Raw genomic sequence first — 15379 nt, forward strand, 5'->3', positions numbered from 1 at the left:
TCAGGCTTATTCGCGGGGGCCGGGAAATTTTAAAAAGGAAAATTTCAAATAAAAGTTTTAAAAGCCTCTTCTGCCTTTGGTGTAAATATTTCTTGAATTTTTTTTGCTTTTGTGCCCTTTTTGGGCGGCTTAAGGGTGTTGTTCCTTTAAGAAAAAAGTACGAAAAAATCAAACTCAACCCAGTTTTTAAATTTTCTCAATTGTCCCTAACTCTTTGATGAAAAAATCCCCTCCCCCCCCCCCCCCGTTAGTAACGACTTTATTTGTAAAGGCACAATTTTTAAAAAATAAAGAAAAGGCTATGGAATCGTTAAATAATTCTTGTGGTATCTCGCTTATTTTGCCCTTTAAGACATAATCATTGCGTTCAAAATATTGATGATGGGTATTGAAATTTAAGCCCTTAGAAAGCAAACAATATTTTAGATTTTCAGTGGTAATTGGGGCTTGATTTTTGCTTGGCTTATTGGTTAAGTTAATCGTGCTGCTTAAATAACTATAATTCCCCAAAATCATTCCCTTTTGATTCTGTTTTATCGCTGTATCTATCTCTTTAACTAAACTTGGTCTTTCTAGATCATAGGTGTAGCTTTTGATAAACTTAAAGCCTTTATTGTCTTCATAACGCTTGGCAGTAAAGGATTTATCGCTCATTTTATCGCCTAAGTTTTTGCTAAAAATCATTTGAGAGATGCTCCAATCGCTTAGATTAAAGGTTTTAGCCGTGCTAAAAATATGGCTATACATTTTAAGCTTAGAATTTATGTAGTGTTTTATCTCATCACGCATAAAAGATTCTGTCATATAGTAAAACACAATGACTTCAGGCTCTAGCTTACATACTTTATTGAAAAAGCTTATAGCTTTATTCTCTCTTTTGCCTTGATGGTTTGTGTAGTTTTGATAGGGTGGATTCATAATTACCATTAGCTTTTTCTTTTCTCTTTTGACGATTTCATTTATAGTGAGTTCTGTCCCGCCGTGTGCAAATTTTGGCTCATTAGCATTTTCTAAATAATCAAATTGCACCACATTTTCAAACTCTTTAATCGTGCAAATATCCACATCTTTAGAATCTAGCGTGCTTAGATAGCACTGGGCGTTTATCTCTTTTGAAAATTGGTTTTCTAGGTTTCCTACGCCACAGCAAGGGTCATAAATGATATAGTCTTTTAAGCCTGTTTTAGAATCTTTGCAATACTGCTCTAAAATCTTGTTTTGCTCACTCACAAAGAAAAAGGGTGTGTATTCTCCGCCTGTGTCTTTGCGGTATTTGTCAGTATAAAGCAAATGCGATTCTTCTAAGATTTTTAAAAACTCATCTTTTGCTGGTGGGCGTTTGTATTTGTCCCAAAAGGCTTTGTAGGCTTGTAGATTTGGGATAGTGTAGAATTTTTCATTTTTATCATCTATAAATTTTACTTCTTGTTTGTTTTCGTTTATTTCTATGCTAAAGGCGTTTAGGTCTGTGCCTTCTCGTATTAGGGGCTTTTGTGAGCCTAAGTCTGTGCCTACGATTATAAGGCTGTCTTTGTATTTGGTGTTGTTTAGCATATCTACCAAAAAGAGATTGATTAAGGTTTGTTCGTTTTTTATCTCATTTTTAAATTTTATGACTTCTTTCCACGCGTGAAAAATGGTTATCATATTTTTAAGCGTGATAGAGATTTCTAAATCTTCTCTTTTGAGTAAGTTGGCATAAAACTCTTTAATCTCATTATTTACATATTTTATGATTTTCGCACTTTGTCTTAATCTATCGTTGATTCTATCTATCGCATCGCGTGTGGGACCACTTGGAGTTTCGCTCTCCCAATGAAAGTCATTATTAAACATCACAGAATCGTCTAAAAGCTCAATAAACTCTAAAATATCATTGCCATTTTCTTTATAGATTAGGGCTAGGTGGTTTAGAATCTGTTTTTGCTTTTTATTGGTTAGCACGACTTGGGCTAGGGCTTTTGCTCTTTCTTGTGGGTTTAGGGTAACTTTTGCTTCAATGTATAAAAGTGGATTGCCCTTTTTATCAAGCAGGATAATGTCTATTCGCTCATTATCATATTTGCAAAGCTTAGGGTTAAAATACTCTTGGCTAAATTTGACTTTGTAGTCTATCTCATCTTGTGGTTGTTTTGCACTTGCCATTATAATTCCTTTTTCTTTTTTGTATTTTAATCAATCCTGCCTTAAAAGCCATTTCCCTTTTGTGATAAAGTTACACACAAAGCGTTCAAACTTGCATACAATGCTAGAAAATTATATCTCAAAAAGGTTAGTTCAATGCAAAGACGCAACTTTTTAAAATCCCTAGCACTCACCCCTGTGCTAGTCGCTGGAGCAAATGCTGAATCTAGCGATTCTACAAAAGAGGGCAAAGAAAAAACAAGATCGCTTATAGATTCAAGTGAGTTTAGCAAGACTAAAGGCAAAGCAAGTATTATAAACCTTGATAAATGCGATGGTTGCAAAGGCTATGAAATGCCACAATGCGTGAATGCGTGTAAAGAGAAAAATGCCCCTAGATTCCCCGAGCCGATAAAAGACATTCCGCAATATTTCCCGCGTAAAATCTATGAAGATTATTCTAAAAACAGAGATGATATTTCTCGCTTAAGTCCATATAACTGGACTTTTGTAGAAGAGCTAGAGATAGATTCTAAAAAGGTGTTTGTCCCACGCCGTTGTATGCACTGCGATGATCCTACTTGTCAAAAGATTTGCCCCTTTGGGATTATCGGTAAAGACGATAACAATGCTGTAAATATTGATGAACACTACTGCTTTGGCGGGGCAAAGTGTCGCGATGTCTGCCCGTGGGGGATACCGCAGAGACAAGCTGGAGTTGGAATCTATCTTAAAATCGCCCCAAAACTTGCTGGTGGTGGAGCGATGTTTAAATGCGATATGTGTGCGGATTTACTCGCACAAGGTAAAAAGCCTGCTTGTGAAACACAATGTCCTAAAGATGCTATTATCTTTGATGATAAGGCGAAGATTCTAGCTCTTGTAGAAGAGGCGAAAAAGGAAAGTAAATTCATTTATGGAGATAGCCAAAATGGCGGGACAAGCACATTTTATATCTCTTCAATTGATTTTACAAAGATTGATGAAGCGATTGCTAGAAAGTATGGCAAGGAAGATGGTGTGCTAGATTCTAAAAGTCAAAAAATGGGGCGACCGCATATGAATGTGGTGGTAAAAAACTTTGTGAGTGAAGATTCTGCCCTTATTAAAGGTGTGTTAGCCGCACCACTTATTGGTGTAGTCGCTGGGGCAATCGCTGTGGCAAAATCTAAAAAGAATATAAAGAAAGGATAAATTATGAAAACAGAATCTATGATATTGCGTCAAAGTCTGCAAAATCGTATCGTGCATTGGGGTGTGGCATTTAGCACATTTATTTTGATTGCAAGTGGGATTTTCCAAATGCCTGTGTCAAAGCGGTATATGATAAATGAACTGCCCCTAATGGCGTGGAGTGGGGACTATCACATAAGCTTAATGCTGCATTATGTAGGGGCGTTTGGGCTGATATTTTTTGTGGCGTTTCACTTGTATTTTCATATCGCAAGGGCGGAGTTTGATATATTCCCCAAAAAAGGCGATGGGGTGAAAAGCCTAAAGATTATTAAAGCTATGCTTTTTGGTGGGCAAGAGCCAAAGAGTGAAAAATATCTACCTGAACAAAGACTAGCGTATTTTTTCATAGGGCTTGTGCTGCTGCTTTTAATCATTACCGGCTTAATTAAAACGCTCAAAAACCTTGCTGGGTGGAATATAAGCGATAGTTTGTATCTATGGAGTGCGCAGCTGCATAATCTTGGAATGTTTCTTATCATACTTGGAATCATCGGGCATTTAGCGGCATTTATCTTCAAGGCAAATCGTCCGCTTTTACGAGCAATGTTTAGTGGCAAGGTAGATTCTCACTATATTGTGGAGCGACATAGCTTGTGGCAAGAGGGGGTGAAAATGGCTAGGGATAAAGTAGCAGAAAATAATCTAGATTCTATAAGCTGTCATATCAAGCCTTTAGGCGAAGTATCTAACACAGAATCCACACAAAATAAGGACTAAGCTATGCAAAATGTAAATACAGAATCTAGCCTAGATTCTACAAACCAAAGTAAAGTAGAATCTAATATTCAAGAGCCACACAACGCCATATCGGTAGAATCTAAACTTGCCGACTCTCCTGTTGCTATCTCGCCCATTGCAAATTTGCCTATCGCATTATTTGCTTCAGTTATGGGGATAGGCGGACTTAGCCTTGTATTAAAAAAAGCAAGTGTGGCTTTTGGGAGCGTGGCACTTGCAAATGCGTCCTTTAATAGCACAACACTTCATAGCGGAGCAAACGCACTAGAATCTAGCCTAGATTCTAGTTGGCAAGGGGCAGTCGCACCATTTCTATGGTGGGGGGCGTATGGCTTTGCGGTGGTGGCAGTGGTTATTTTCGCCCTTTTGCTTGTGTGCTATGGTGCAAAAATGCTTTATCATTTCAATGCGTTTAAAGCAGACTTAAAACACCAAGTAAAGATTAACTTCCTATCAAGCATTCCTATCAGTATGCTTATTATCGTGGCGTTTTGGAGTGATTTAAGTAGTGGGGTAGATGTGCTATGGCAAGGGATTTTGGGGCTATTTTATGTAGCAAGTGCTTTGCAACTTATACTTAGCCTTTATGTAATGTCTTTTTGGTTTAAAGAGAGTATGAAGAGTGCTTTGCTATCCCCTGCGTGGTTTATACCAATTGTAGGGAATCTAATCGTGCCTTTAAGCGGTGGTTTAATCAACGCACCAAAGGAATTATTACTCTTTTTCTTTTCTATCGGTTGCTTTTTTTGGATACTTTTGAGTGCGATGATTATGCAGCGATTAATCTTTGAGCAGAGTTTGGAATCTAAATTTATCCCCACACTTTTTATTTTTATCGCTCCACCTAGCATTTTTGTGGTGGATTTTCATAGCCTTTTTGGATTCCATAATGCGTTGAGTTTTGTGGGCTTTGATGTGGCGTTGTTTTTCGTGCTATTGCTTTTAAGTTTAGGTAATATCTTTACTAAGCTAAACTTTGCGCCATCGTGGTGGGCTTTTACCTTTCCGCTGTGTGCCTTTGGGATAGCGAGTTTTGATTTATATATGATTGATTTTAAGTGCTTTTATGGACTTTTGGGGATTTTAGGGCTTGTGATGGCATTTTTTGCAGTGGTGTTTATCTCATATAAGACTTTAAGGGCAGTGGTGAGCGGAGCAATTTTTAAAGAGTAGGTTATAATACTTTAATATTTTTATAAAGGAAATTTATGCTCATTATCCACACCACAACGCCCACAAAAAAGGAAGCAAAAAATCTTATTAAGATTCTTTTAGAATCTCGCCTTATTGCCTGTGGGCAGTATTTTAAGATAAAAAGTCATTATGTTTGGAAAGATTCAAAAGGTAAAAGGAAACTTTGCAAGGAGAAGGAATATTTGCTGATTTTAAAAACCTTGCCAGAATGCTATGAAAAAATACAATCTTTAATCCACTCTCATCATAGCTATGAAGTCCCAGAGATACTATCCTTTGAAGCAAAGGCTGAAAATGCGTATAATGCGTGGCTTGTTGAGAATCTTAGCTTATAAGAGTGTTAAATATCACAAGTCTTTGCATAATCTCTACATCAAACAAGGGGTAAAATATGGCAAAAAAACAACAACAGAATCTAAAATTGCAACAAAATAAGATTCTATAACCTTATTTTTCATATATGTATCTTAAAGTAATGTAGCGTTTGTAAAATTTGCATGAAATAAATCTTGGTTTTTGTGCTAGAATATACGCTTATTTTATTATTAAGGAGCAGTTATGAGAAAATTTGTAAGCACAAGCATATTAGTTGCAGGTTTAGCTTTAGGTTCGTTGCAAACGATGTTTGCAGGAGAGGTGAAAGTGGGAGCTACACCCGTGCCACATGCCGCGATTTTAAAGTCAGTTATCCCTATGTTAGATAAAAAGGGAGTCCAGCTAAAAATCGTGGAATTTACAGATTATGTAACGCCAAACTTAGCCCTTGCAGACAAATCTTTAGACGCAAACTTTATGCAGCATTTGCCCTACCTTGAAAAGATTAATAAGGATAAAAATCTCAATCTAGTAAGTGTTGGACAAGTGCATGTAGAGCCGCTTGGTGTGTATTCAAAGAAGCTAAAAAAACTTGATGAATTGCAAAGTGGTGCAAAGATTGCTATCCCTTCTGACCCTACAAATGCGGCAAGGGCTTTGATACTTTTACATAATAATGGCGTGATTGTGCTAAAAGACCCTAAGAATCTAACCGCAACACTGCGTGATATTAAGAAGAATCCAAAGAAGCTAAAGATAATGACTGCAGAAGCAGCTCTTTTACCTAAAATGCTTGATGATGTGGCGTTTGCTGTGATTAATGGTAACTTTGCTATGCAAAATGGCTTATCAAGCAAGGATACAATCGCGATTGAAGATTCTCGCTCACCTTATGCTAATATCCTTGTAGTGCGTGCTGGTGATGAGAATAAACCAGATATTTTAGAGTTGAAAAAAGCATTGCAAAGCCCAGAGGTAAAGAAATTTATAGAAGATACTTATAAAGGTGAAGTTGTCCCTGCGTTTTAACCTATATAGGTTTTTATTCAAAACCTAACTAGCAAAATAAGGGCTATTATGAGGCTACACGCTTAAATAGCCTTAAAAAGAAGTCTTGTTAAATTTATACATAGAGACTTAGAATTGGAGACTTAGAGTTGTAAATAAGATTCTAAGTCTAGCTTCCTTACAGGCAAAACACTTAAAAAAACACGATATAACTATTTACGCATTCTCTAAAACATTAGATTCTATAAACTAAAAAATATGAAAAGCTTCATAGACAGAATCTTGAATCAAATATTAACACACGCTTGAGAGTGTTTTTGCTAAACCGCCAAGTGAAGTTTCTCTATATTTTGCGTTCATATCTTTGCCTGTTTGATACATTGTCTTAATCACTTCATCAAGGCTTACAATCGGTATGCTTTTTCGTGTCATTGCCATACGAGCCGCTGAAATCGCCTTAATCGCACCAAATGCGTTTCTCTCAATACAAGGAATCTGCACTAGCCCACCAACAGGATCGCAAGTAAGCCCTAAATGATGTTCCATTGCCATTTCTGCGGCATTACACGCTACTCTTGCTTCTGCGCCAAGCACACTTGCCATTGCTGCTGCTGCCATGGAGCTTGCCGAGCCTATCTCTGCTTGACAGCCTGCTTCCGCGCCACTTATGCTTGCATTTTTCTTATAAAATGAACCAATAAGCATGGCAGTAAGCAAAAAGTCAATCGCCTCTTTATCACCAAAACCTATTGTATGATTCTTAAGATACAACATAACAGCAGGTATAACCGCACATGCACCATTTGTTGGGGCGGTAACGACTTTTGCACCGCTGCCGTTCTCTTCAGCAATGGCTATTGCATACAATGAGATAAAATCAATTATACCCATAGGATCTGTTGTAGCTTTCACTCTTTCATGCAACCCTTTTGCTCGTCTGCGTAAATGAAGCTTTCCGGGTAGATACTCTTGCGTAGGATTTGTGCCATTTTCATACACTTCCTGCATAACCTGCCAAATCTCAAGGCAATATGCCTTTATGTATTCTTCTGTGTTAAATTGCAATTCATACATCAGTGAGAGTTGTGCGAGATTAACCTGCTTTTCATCGCATAGATACAAGGCTTTTGTAGCATTTTCAATACTCATATCTATATTATTAGAATCTGATTCCATATCGCCTTCTTTTAATTCCTCTTCAGTTTTTACAAAACCACCACCAACAGAATAATAAATTTGACTTGCAATCTCTTTATTATTAGAATCAAAGGCTTTTATACACATGCCATTTTCATGTAGTTCCAAAAAGTTATCTGAAAAAATTATATCCCTATCATAAGAGAAAGAAATCTCTTTTTTACCGCAAAGATTGAGTATATTTTGATTGAGTGCTTTCTCATTTATCTCTGCTTGCAAACTTGCTTTTAACGATCTTGCCTCCACATTGCTTAAACCCCAAATCACCGCCCTATCAGTTAAATGCCCTCTACCTGTAAGTGATAAAGAGCCATAAAGGCTTACTTCGACTCGTTCTACATCTTGCAACACAGAATCTAGCTTTTTACAAAAAAGATTCCCAGCTATTAATGGTCCTAAAGTATGCGATGATGATGGTCCTACACCGATTTTAAAAATATTTAAATTACTCATGAAATCCCCTTTCTACTTTAGTCTTTATAGCAATCCATGAATTGCCGCTGAAATTGCTATAAGCCCCATAACTACGATAAATCCATCACAAATTGGATTTCTAAATCTCTTTAACACATCAAATTTATAAATACAATATACAGGCATGATAAATAGCAGGATAGCAAGCACAGGACCGCCAATAGATTCTATAATGCCAATGACACTAGGATTTTTATATGCCACATACCATGCGATAAGAAAGGTAAATATACCGGTGAGCGTGTTTGCAAGTTTGCCAGTAATTTTTCCATTTGATGCCTTATAAAGCACACCATTTAATCCCTCTTGTGAGCCTAAATAATGCCCCAAAAAGCTCTTACTCATAGCAATCAACGCGACAATAGGCGATACATACGCTAGAAATGTAGCTTCTGGATATTTATTTGCGATATAAGTAAGAATATTGACATTTTCTGCTTTAGCGTTTGCAAAGTCTTGCGGACTAAGGCATAACGCACATGAAAATACAAAAAACATAACTACCACAACCATCATAATAACCGCATAAGAAATAATTTGTGAAGACTTCTTCTCCGCACAATCAGGGTATTTTTCCTTACAATGACATGCAAGTGAAGAAATAATCGGCGAGTGATTAAAGCTAAAAACCAAGATAGGAAACACAAGCCAGAGTGTAAGCCAAAAGTTTGAACCTTTCATATCAGCGACAACAGAATCTAGGCTAAGATGTGCAAATAAAGCTCCATTCCAATGCGGTATAAGAAAAAGTGAAATCGCAATAAGGATTAATACAAAAGGAAATACAAGCATACTCATCGCTTTTGTAACGATATTAGACCCAGAAATAGACACAAGCACAAGCAATGCAACAATGATAAATGAGCTGATAAGCCTATTTGGTGCATCTAAATGCAGCTGATTGACAAAAAACTGCTCTAGTGTCGTTGTAAGATTTGCACTATACACAAGCAAAATAGGCAAAATCGCACAAAAATACAAAAGTGTAACCAAAAAGCCACCGCCCCTGCCAAAGTAAGTTTCAGCAACAAAAGTGATATCATCACTAGGTTTATCGCTACCAAGCACAAAGCGACAAAGCCCTCTGTGGGCTAAATAAGTCATAGGATAAGCAAGTATTAAAATCACAAAAAGCGGTATAAGCCCACCCAAACCAGCATTAATAGGCAATAGCAAAACGCCAGCCCCAATCGCCGTGCCAAAAAGACTAAGCACCCATATCATATCTTCTTTGGTAAAACCTTTCATATCCACTTCTCCCTTAAGATAAATGTAGAAAGTATTATAATGCGTTTTATTCGATTTTATCCGTTTAATGTGACAAAATTTCGTTTTTATTGCATATTGTGGCAATCTAAACCTAGCTTATTTAAATGTAGCTTAGATTTCAAGTTAATGAATGCTAAAATATTCTTATACATAACATTGCAAATAAAACATAACACACTCTAGCTACTTTGTAGAAGTTTATTTCAATGTAGAAAAATGCGATTTAAAAACTTAGATTCTTAAGTATGATTTAAGTTTTTCTGCATTACTATTTACTGCGATTTTAGATTCTAAAATCATTGATTGATGTGAGCCCTGCAGTAATACTACATCTATATTACTTTCATCTTTCAATCTAGCATATAAAATTTCAGATTTTTCTGTATCAATTTTACTCATATCAAGCTTTGCTCCTTCAAATATCACTATGCTTATAAATGTATTTTTTGTTTGTTCTATGCTATAAGTGTCAATATTTTGATGTGATTGTGTATTTGGTTTAAGACAGATAATAAGCAGTGGAGTAAAATCCCTTGTATCATTTCTATTAGATAAAGCAACATTTAGATTCTCACAATCTTTAATTTCTTTAAGAACATAAATATTATTTAATGTGTATTCTGATACAGCACCTTTGGCAAATGTTTGGTTGATGTAGGTTAGGTAGGGGTGGAGAAAGCTATCTTTATTTGGAGTGATTCCTTGTATATTTCTAAACTTTTCAGGAAGATTATTTGCTCTTGCATCAGCATTATAGAATTCTTGATAAGTTTGGTTTTGATTTTTTTTAGCATAGAGTAATTCATCTTCATATTTTATAATCCAATCTAAATATGTTTGATTGGAATATGTTGTTTTAAATTCAGTGACAAAATTTTTGTTGCAATCTTTCCTGTGAGTATATTTAAAATTCAATATTTTAAATATACCTATTGCCATCTAAAAGAAAATTAACCCCATATCGCAAGGTAAAAAATGCTAAAAATCGATTATCTTTGTCTTTATTGCATATATCAAAGAAATATTTCCTAGGATTATTTCCAACATTAAAAGCATAAGATAAAATTCCTGCATATTCATTAGTTTCTTTATCCATTTTTAAAGTTTTATCATTGATCCTAGAAGTATAGTCAAATATAGAATCAGATGCTATTTTTTTGATTTTTATAGCCTGTTCTTTATTTAGTTTAAAACTACTTTGTCCGGTATATTTTTTTAATAAATCATTAAGCTGTGTGCGTATGGTGCTTATATTATCATTTGCTACAATTTGTTTTGTAATATTATAAAATTCATCAATCTTAGCTTTATTATCTAAAGCTTCTATATCTTCTTTAGTTTTTAAATCTTTTACACTCCCGAATAATCCCAATTCATTTAATGTAGCAATCAGCCAATTTCTTACTTGCAAATTAGCACCATAACCTATGGTTAAATTCCCACTTCCATCTTTATTTGCTTTATCATTATAGGGCAATGCACTAAAACCCTCAACAACTTTAAGAAATTTAAAGAGATCTTCTAAATACTCCGTATTTTTTGTTGTTTCAAACATCAATTATTTCCTTTTTAATAAGTGCATTTTAACTCTCTTTTATTACCTTCTAGAAGATAAATGCGTGTTTTTGGATAGGTAGAATCATCGTCACCACGATTAAATCTGTAATTATAAAGGGTAATATAATTTTTTCCTTTAAACTCCATAACATTATAGGATAAATAGCTTAACATAGGCGCCCCAAGATCAAATTTTAGTAGTTGTGAAATTTTATTGCTTGGCATGGCATATGCACCAAATGCTATAGCAGCAAGGTCATCAAGCCCTGCTTGAAGGTCATCTAGAGTATTTTCTCCATGAAAATGCAAATCATCTCCATAGATTTTATCACTTGCTTTTGCATCTAGCTTACCATTTTTATATATCCAAAGCGCATCATAATAGCCCCCTGTTATAAGAATCAGATTTTCTGGCACTCCATCATTGTTGATATCAATTTTTTTTTCATACATTTTAGAACTATCGATATAGTAAAATTTTTCATCATATTTGTCTTTGAGAGCTTTTGCCATTTCTTCTTTTATAATCTCTCCCTTTTTTGTGCAATAATCTGTAAAATCACCATATCTACTGTTTGTTCCAAAAGTACAAAAGCCTATACTAAAAGGAGGATTGACGGAAGGAGGAACTTCTTGCCATTTATTCTCATCAAATTGATCTTTTCTTGCATATTCACATAATTCTTTATTATTAGAATCTAGCACTTCTCCTAGAAGTTTAAGCAATTGTGTAATACGGTTTTCATAAATATGTGTTATAAAATTAATGTGCATATCATAGGCATCTTGTTCATCATAAGCATATTTCATATAATCAGGTCTGTTATTTTCATTTAAATTTTTAATAAAAGCTCTTTGTGAATCTAAAAGATCTTTTAGTCTTTGTTCTTTATCAGGAAACTTAGAGATTTTTAACTCTTTTCTTAATTGTGTATAGACTTCAGCCATATAGCGATCTAAATTTTTTAACTCCCCACTTTTATCACTACATATCATCTTTTCTACTCTTGTAGTTGCTTTAGCACAATCAAAGCTAGGTTTAGCTTCTTTTGGGGATTGTGCATTAATACTTTGGCTTAGAAACACCATAGTTAAAATAATAAAGAATGTTTTTGTCATTTGGAATCTCCTTTTAGTTTTATGTTCTATGTATATTATTTACTAAAGCACTCATAGATTCTACTCACTCTTAATCTCTCCACCTTTTACTACAAGCCCTTTAGAATCTATCACTACTTCCACTCCACCAGCTTTTATTATAACAGAGTCTCCTTTGGTTGTGATAGAAGTATCGCCTACTTGGTGAGTTATTTGATTGCCAGCATTGATAGTGAAGCTTATGTTTATCGTGCCACAAGAATGTAGCTACATTTTAAACTCTACTCCATCAAGCACATACTCTATATATGTGTATGTGTAATTTGTGGTTGGTAGATTGTTAGGCAAAAGTCTTTTATTATCATCATATATTTCTCTTGATTCTATAAATCTCTCATATCATACACAACTATTGGGGGTATGGGTAGATTGTTTTCAATGTAATATTGCATATCCACATAGAGTTTTTTTTGGGAGATAGTATCCATTTCTTCTACCTCTAATAATCCTTTGCTTTTATCTTTCCATTTGAATTTCATGTAATTAGCAAGTATGAGAGTGTCGCCTACTTTCTTAAACTCATTCTGTTTAATATTGATTTTGCTATGAGCATCACCATCGGCAAAATGTGCCTTTTCTAATACTTTTTCTTTTGTATTAATAATGAAATAATTTGGTTCAAAAACAAGATTAGAGGTAAAAAATACATATATGGCAAGACTTCCATTTTTGATACTAGAATCTTTTGCGAGAATATTATTTTCTTCGCTAAATATGCTTACTTCATAAAACTTTCTATTCTCAATTTCCTGCAAATCAATACAGAATAATACACATTGCAAACCGAATACGATGATTAAAAGCTTTTTCATTTCTTCTCCTTGTAAGTTTTATTTTTTCTAATTTGCGTTACAAGATAATTTCTTGCTAGTTTGTGTGCAGGTTTTCCTTGTAGCGTATTATTCTCAATGTAAAACTTATTATCGTCGCTTATACCAAATTTTTTCTTATTGGCATCTTCACGATTGGTTCCCACTTCGTAGAATCTATAAAATAAGCCTTTCGTATCGTAGCCCCTACCTAGAATCAATCAAAATTATATCCCCAAGTGCAATCCACTGCAACCTCTATATTGTTTGGATTCTGAAAAAAGGTAAAATTGCATCCACCAGGATTTGCGGCTTGCCGTATCCATAGTGTATTTTGTTTATCATACATATAGCACCTTCTGCCATCATAACCCTCTGTAGTTTGTATAATCTCTTGAAAATCTGTCTGTGGTAGAATCTTGGCTAAAGATTCTACACCACTCTCTTCAAATTCTTTTATATTCATAAAACTTTGAGGATTGCGGATTTTGTCATAGATTGATTTAAGATTCTCGCCATCAAAAACATAAAGACGATATATACCTTGCGCCCCACCAAAATCACAATCTAACTCACACATATCATAGTATTTCCAAGAGTTTTTCTTATCTGTTTTTAATTTTAAACTTTGCTTGGCTTTCTTTATAAGAGCCAATACCTCTTGTTTGTCTTCTTTATAAAGCTTATTGTAAGTTTTGTCTTCTTTAGATTCTACTATCCCCTCTCTCATTTCCACACATTGCCCATCAAATCGCTTAGAATACTGATGTGCCTTGATGGATTCTCCTGTATCAGTGGTAATACCCTCATCATAAAGATACTCCGCATACAAAGCTTGACATATAGCTATGGCTAGTATCATTGCTAGTTTTTTCATTTTTGCTCCTTATTTAATAAATTAATTCTCGCCAAAAGTATTTTTATAACCCTCTCTCTCCTTATTTACAAAGCTTCTACTATATCTAAAATCTCAATATAACCAGCTTTTTGTATAAAGGTAAGGGAATGCTCTTCTTCATAACAAGCATTAAAATTTATAATTAAACTATCTTTTGTGCGTTTAAACTCAAAATTACATATATTTTGATACCCATCTTTATCAGCATAATAATCTCTAATATCAGCGGTATATTTATTGCTCTCACCAACCTTTGGTAAAGGAGTGTTAAGCATATATTTAAGCACAAGCAAGTATCGGTTTGCTGGCTTTTCAAGAGATTCTTGCTGTATTTGTTCCTTAAGATAAAATTGAAAGGCTTCCTCTATACTTGAAAGGTTTTTGTAAAAACATCTACTTGCAATACATAAGTCATTCCCACATCTTATCTCATTATAACTCTTATCACAGCTTTTAGTAATAGTGTTTGCAGGATTTGCATAGACGCAAATAACACTAAGTAAAACAAAGACTAACTTTTTCATTTTTGCTCTCCTTTATTTAAGATTGTTTAACAAGAATCATTTTGCTCCACTATTTTTATTTGATTATTGCCTAAATCAAAGAAAGTAAAATATTGATTGGTGCAACCATCCGCAAACCCAATCTTTATTTGAAGTTTATGTTTATCGTGCCACAAGAATGTAGCCACATTTTTAAACTCTACTCCATCAAGCACATACTCTATATATGTGTATGTGTAATTTGTGGTTGGTAGATTGTTAGGCAAAAGTTCTTTGTCATACTTTTCGTGTAATAACAAAAGATTATATGCTTGTTGTATATTCTTTGCTTTTATAACTATCATTGTTGGCATACCGCAGTTTTCTGTATCTGTTTTGCTAGGATCAATCTCATTTTTAAAATTACAATCTGTATAATGCCAATTCCAATTTTTTATATCATTTGCCATCATCACGCTTCCTAAGCTTAGCCATAAAAACACCAATGAATATGCAGTTTTCATTATTTATCTCCTTTTATTTTTTTGGTAAATATACACTTTTTGCTACTTTGGTTTGATGAGCAAAATCTATTTTATCTTTTTGGGTTGGTTGATTTTGTATCATGCTTTCTGGCGTTTTATAGTCAATGTAAAAAGCTGGATTTACACGATAAGCCAAACCTAGAGATGGAACACAAGAAGATATTTCAAAATGCAAATGAGGACCTCTTGTTCCTCCTTTGATACCCTCAACACCACTTTTGCCAATGAGTGTCCCCGCCTTTACTTCTACATTTTTATCATTTGGTGTAAAAAATATCTCATCTAAATGCATATATCTCATATAAATAACATTACTATTTTTATCAAATTCGCCGCCATCACTTATAGTTGCTTGTATATCTTTAGCTTCCAAAC

At 34.5% G+C, this 15379-nt stretch carries 16 protein-coding genes; 5 read left to right on the forward strand and 11 right to left on the reverse strand.

Going from position 1 to position 15379, the window contains the following annotated elements:
• Positions 1-186: 186 nt before the first annotated feature.
• Complete coding sequence (locus C6H17_RS11060) at positions 187-2145, reverse strand: hypothetical protein (RefSeq protein ID WP_104731446.1); 1959 nt, start codon at positions 2143-2145, stop codon at positions 187-189.
• A gap of 135 nt (positions 2146-2280) precedes the next feature.
• On the opposite strand from C6H17_RS11060, the gene C6H17_RS11065 reads away from it, so the two are divergent.
• From C6H17_RS11065 to C6H17_RS11085, 5 genes are all read left to right on the forward strand, one after another.
• Positions 2281-3318: a 4Fe-4S dicluster domain-containing protein gene (locus C6H17_RS11065; protein WP_005219174.1), complete on the forward strand. Its 1038-nt coding sequence runs from the start codon at positions 2281-2283 to the stop codon at positions 3316-3318.
• Positions 3319-3321: 3 nt separating this feature from the next.
• Positions 3322-4077: a cytochrome b/b6 domain-containing protein gene (locus C6H17_RS11070; protein WP_020995652.1), complete on the forward strand. Its 756-nt coding sequence runs from the start codon at positions 3322-3324 to the stop codon at positions 4075-4077.
• A 3-nt stretch (positions 4078-4080) separates the two neighbouring features.
• Positions 4081-5271, forward strand: a complete 1191-nt coding sequence (locus C6H17_RS11075; protein ID WP_005219179.1) for an SLAC1 anion channel family protein — start codon at positions 4081-4083, stop codon at positions 5269-5271.
• 35 nt (positions 5272-5306) lie between these two features.
• Complete coding sequence (gene cutA / locus C6H17_RS11080) at positions 5307-5627, forward strand: divalent-cation tolerance protein CutA (RefSeq protein ID WP_005219181.1); 321 nt, start codon at positions 5307-5309, stop codon at positions 5625-5627.
• A 223-nt stretch (positions 5628-5850) separates the two neighbouring features.
• Positions 5851-6636 (forward strand): MetQ/NlpA family ABC transporter substrate-binding protein, encoded by a 786-nt coding sequence (locus C6H17_RS11085; RefSeq protein ID WP_005219183.1) that lies wholly within the window; start codon positions 5851-5853, stop codon positions 6634-6636.
• A 273-nt stretch (positions 6637-6909) separates the two neighbouring features.
• Here C6H17_RS11085 and C6H17_RS11090 read toward each other — a convergent pair whose 3' ends face one another.
• From C6H17_RS11090 to C6H17_RS11145, 10 genes are all read right to left on the reverse strand, one after another.
• The gene (locus tag C6H17_RS11090; protein WP_005219185.1) at positions 6910-8265 is read right to left on the reverse strand and encodes an L-serine ammonia-lyase; all 1356 of its coding nucleotides are present in this window, start codon (positions 8263-8265) and stop codon (positions 6910-6912) included.
• Positions 8266-8289: 24 nt separating this feature from the next.
• Positions 8290-9534 carry an aromatic amino acid transport family protein gene (locus tag C6H17_RS11095; RefSeq protein WP_004087998.1) on the reverse strand — a complete coding sequence of 415 codons (1245 nt, stop codon included), beginning with the start codon at positions 9532-9534 and terminating at the stop codon, positions 8290-8292.
• Positions 9535-9786: 252 nt separating this feature from the next.
• The gene (locus C6H17_RS11100) at positions 9787-10470 is read right to left on the reverse strand and encodes a hypothetical protein (RefSeq protein WP_148374294.1); all 684 of its coding nucleotides are present in this window, start codon (positions 10468-10470) and stop codon (positions 9787-9789) included.
• Between the two features lie 4 nt (positions 10471-10474).
• The gene (locus C6H17_RS11105; RefSeq protein WP_005219191.1) at positions 10475-11110 is read right to left on the reverse strand and encodes a hypothetical protein; all 636 of its coding nucleotides are present in this window, start codon (positions 11108-11110) and stop codon (positions 10475-10477) included.
• Positions 11111-11124: 14 nt separating this feature from the next.
• Positions 11125-12231 carry a lysozyme inhibitor LprI family protein gene (locus C6H17_RS11110; RefSeq protein ID WP_020995654.1) on the reverse strand — a complete coding sequence of 369 codons (1107 nt, stop codon included), beginning with the start codon at positions 12229-12231 and terminating at the stop codon, positions 11125-11127.
• A gap of 362 nt (positions 12232-12593) precedes the next feature.
• The gene (locus C6H17_RS11120; protein WP_005219195.1) at positions 12594-13082 is read right to left on the reverse strand and encodes a hypothetical protein; all 489 of its coding nucleotides are present in this window, start codon (positions 13080-13082) and stop codon (positions 12594-12596) included.
• A 214-nt stretch (positions 13083-13296) separates the two neighbouring features.
• Positions 13297-13956 carry a hypothetical protein gene (locus C6H17_RS11130; protein WP_005219198.1) on the reverse strand — a complete coding sequence of 220 codons (660 nt, stop codon included), beginning with the start codon at positions 13954-13956 and terminating at the stop codon, positions 13297-13299.
• Between the two features lie 65 nt (positions 13957-14021).
• A complete protein-coding gene (locus C6H17_RS11135) occupies positions 14022-14501 on the reverse strand; it encodes a hypothetical protein (RefSeq protein WP_005219201.1) in 480 nt (159 codons plus the stop codon).
• Between the two features lie 26 nt (positions 14502-14527).
• Positions 14528-14983, reverse strand: coding sequence for a hypothetical protein (locus tag C6H17_RS11140; RefSeq protein ID WP_005219202.1), 456 nt, complete (start codon positions 14981-14983; stop codon positions 14528-14530).
• A gap of 13 nt (positions 14984-14996) precedes the next feature.
• Positions 14997-15379: M23 family metallopeptidase (locus C6H17_RS11145; protein ID WP_158655024.1), on the reverse strand; the 383-nt coding region annotated here is incomplete at its 5' end.

This window comes from Helicobacter rappini (assembly GCF_900198625.1).
GTDB classification, from domain to species: Bacteria; Campylobacterota; Campylobacteria; order Campylobacterales; family Helicobacteraceae; genus Helicobacter_A; species Helicobacter_A rappini.